Origin of the sequence: Archangium sp., assembly GCF_036389735.1 — a bacterium.
GTDB lineage: Bacteria > Myxococcota > Myxococcia > Myxococcales > Myxococcaceae > Archangium.
In genome coordinates this window covers 1-2,429 of the sequence record NZ_DASVWK010000778.1, presented here as the reverse complement: position 1 = coordinate 2,429, position 2,429 = coordinate 1, and the positions used below count along the sequence as shown (strand labels likewise).

At 67.7% G+C, this 2,429-nt stretch carries 2 protein-coding genes and 1 pseudogene; 2 read left to right on the top strand and 1 reads right to left on the bottom strand.

Features of this window, described 5'->3' with window-relative positions; genetic code table 11:
• Positions 1 to 373: pseudogene (locus VF794_RS27625) on the bottom strand (KpsF/GutQ family sugar-phosphate isomerase); the annotation flags it as partial.
• A 161-nt stretch (positions 374 to 534) separates the two neighbouring features.
• On the opposite strand from VF794_RS27625, the gene fsa reads away from it, so the two are divergent.
• Complete coding sequence (gene fsa / locus VF794_RS27620) at positions 535 to 1,197, top strand: fructose-6-phosphate aldolase (protein WP_331115480.1); 663 nt, start codon at positions 535 to 537, stop codon at positions 1,195 to 1,197.
• A gap of 95 nt (positions 1,198 to 1,292) precedes the next feature.
• On the top strand, positions 1,293 to 2,429 hold the full coding sequence (locus VF794_RS27615; RefSeq protein WP_331115478.1) for an acyl-CoA dehydrogenase family protein: 1,137 nt from the start codon (positions 1,293 to 1,295) through the stop codon (positions 2,427 to 2,429).

Sequence of the window (2,429 nt, the reverse complement as noted above, 5' to 3'; positions counted from 1 at the left end):
CGCCCCGGGCCACGCGGCCCAGGTCCCCGTGCACGGCCTCGGTGGGGTGGAGGAAGACGGAGCGCACGCCGGTGGAGGCCAGCGTCGCCGACAGCTTCTGGCCGATGAGGCCCGCCTTGCCCACGCCCGTCACCACCGTCTGCCCGGCGCAGTCGCGCACCAGGGAGAGGGCGCGCAGGAAGGAGTCCCCCAGCCGCTCGGTCAGCCCGAGGATGGCGTGGGCCTCGGCCTCGAGCACGCTGCGGGCATAGGCGAGCGTGGCCTCGCGTTCGTCGGGGGAGGACGAGGGCGTGGAGGCAGGGGCGGGGGTGGCTTGACCGGGGAGGGCGCGGAGGCGGGGCTTCCGGGCGGTGCTTCGGGAGGCGCGGGCCATGGGTCCTGCCCTTCTACCCCCTCGCCACCCGGGCCTGCCAGCTTGACGCACCGGGGGGCATCGGCTACGCGCCTGCTCGCCCGGCGGGCGGACTGGAGCGCGGCCCTCGCACCCGTGGGTTTTCATTCAAAACGCTTTCCTGAACCTGGAGAGGGGACGAGATGAAGTTCTTCATCGACACCGCGGACGTGGACGAAATCCGCAAGGCCCACGCCATGGGCGTGGTGGATGGCGTCACCACCAACCCGTCACTGCTGGCCAAGGTGGGCCGGGGCCTGGAGGAGACGATCCGGGAGATCTGCTCCATCGTGGACGGCCCCATCAGCGCCGAGTGCGTCTCGCTGGAGGCGCCCGAGCTCATCAAGGAGGGCCGGGAGCTGGCGAAGATTCACGACAACGTGGTGGTGAAGATTCCCATGGGCGTGGAGGGCATGAAGGCCGTCAAGGCGCTCACCTCCGAGGGCATCCGCACCAACGTGACCCTCTGCTTCTCCGCCAACCAGGCGCTGCTGTCCGCCAAGGCCGGCGCCACCTACATCTCGCCGTTCGTGGGCCGTCTGGACGACATCTCGCAGGACGGGATGGAGCTCATCTCCCACATCATCGAGATCTACCAGAACTACGACTTCACCACGCAGGTGCTGGTGGCGAGCATCCGCAACCCGGTGCACGTGCTCCAGTCGGCGCGCATGGGCGCGGACGTGGCCACGCTGCCCTACAGCGTCATCACCCAGCTGGCCAACCACCCGCTCACCGACGCCGGCATCCAGAAGTTCCTGTCCGACTGGGAGAAGGTTCCCAAGGCCACCAAGCCGAAGTCCTGAGGGGGCGGTGTGCTGGCGGATTCCCCCCGGCCAGGGTATTCGTTGATTCTGGAATCGAGGGCCTGTCGTGCCCTCTCCCACATCAACGAGGAACCATGGACTTCCAGCTCACCGAATCCCAGCGCGCCCTTCAGGACATGGCGCGCAAGTTCGCCCGTGAAGTGATCCGCCCCAAGGCGGCGCACTACGACGAGACCTCCCACTTCCCCCGGGAGATCATCGCCTCCGCGTGGGAGAACGGCCTGCTGAACATGGCCATCCCGGAGGCGTACGGCGGCATTGGCCTGTCGCACCTGGACCAGCTCCTGGCCTATGAGGAGCTGGCCTGGGGCTGCGCGGGCATGGCCACCTCCATCACGGCCAACGACCTGGCCAACCTGCCCATCATGGTGGGCGCCAACGAGGAGCAGAAGAAGCGGCTGCTCACGCCCTTCACCGAGAAGTTCAAGCTGGCCTCCTTCTGCCTCACCGAGCCGGAGGCGGGCTCGGACGTGGCCAACATGAGCACCACCGCGGTGCGCGATGGGGACCACTACGTCCTCAACGGCTCCAAGTGCTTCATCACCAACGGCGGCCACGCGGACCAGTACACGGTGTTCGCCACGGTGGATAAGGCCAAGAAGCACAAGGGGATTACGTGCTTCGTGGTGGAGGGCCGTCCCAAGGGCCTCACCGTGGGCAAGCACGAGAACAAGATGGGCCAGCGCGCCAGCGACACCGTGGCGCTCACCTTCGAGGACGTGCGCGTCCCGGTGGCCAACCGCATCGGCGAGGAGGGCGAGGGCTGGCGCATCGCCATGGAGACGCTGGACAACAGCCGTCCCGTCACCGCCATCCTCTCGGTGGGCATCGCCCGCGCCGCGCTCGAGCACTCCCTGGAGTACTCCGCCCAGCGCAAGACGTTCGGCAAGGCCATCCGCGAGCACCAGGCCATCCAGTTCATGCTCGCCGACATGGCCATGAACACCCAGGCCGCGCGCCTGCTGTGCCACCAGAGCGCCTGGCTGCTGGATGAGGGCCAGAAGCCCACCCTCGTCTCCTCCTACGCCAAGTGCTTCTCCGCCGACATGGCCATGAAGGTCGCCACCGACGCCGTGCAGATCTACGGCGGCTACGGCTACATCAAGGAGTACCCGGTGGAGAAGCTCATGCGCGACGCCAAGCTCATCCAGATCTACGAGGGCACCAGCCAGGTGCAGCGCCTCGTGATCGCGCGCGAGCTGTTCAAGTAG

Excerpts from the sequence above, each read along its gene's own strand:
- fsa (WP_331115480.1), top strand. The coding sequence starts at position 535 with ATGAAGTTCTTCATCGACACCGCGGACGTGGACGAAATCCGCAAGGCC.
- VF794_RS27615 (WP_331115478.1), top strand. The coding sequence starts at position 1,293 with ATGGACTTCCAGCTCACCGAATCCCAGCGCGCCCTTCAGGACATGGCG.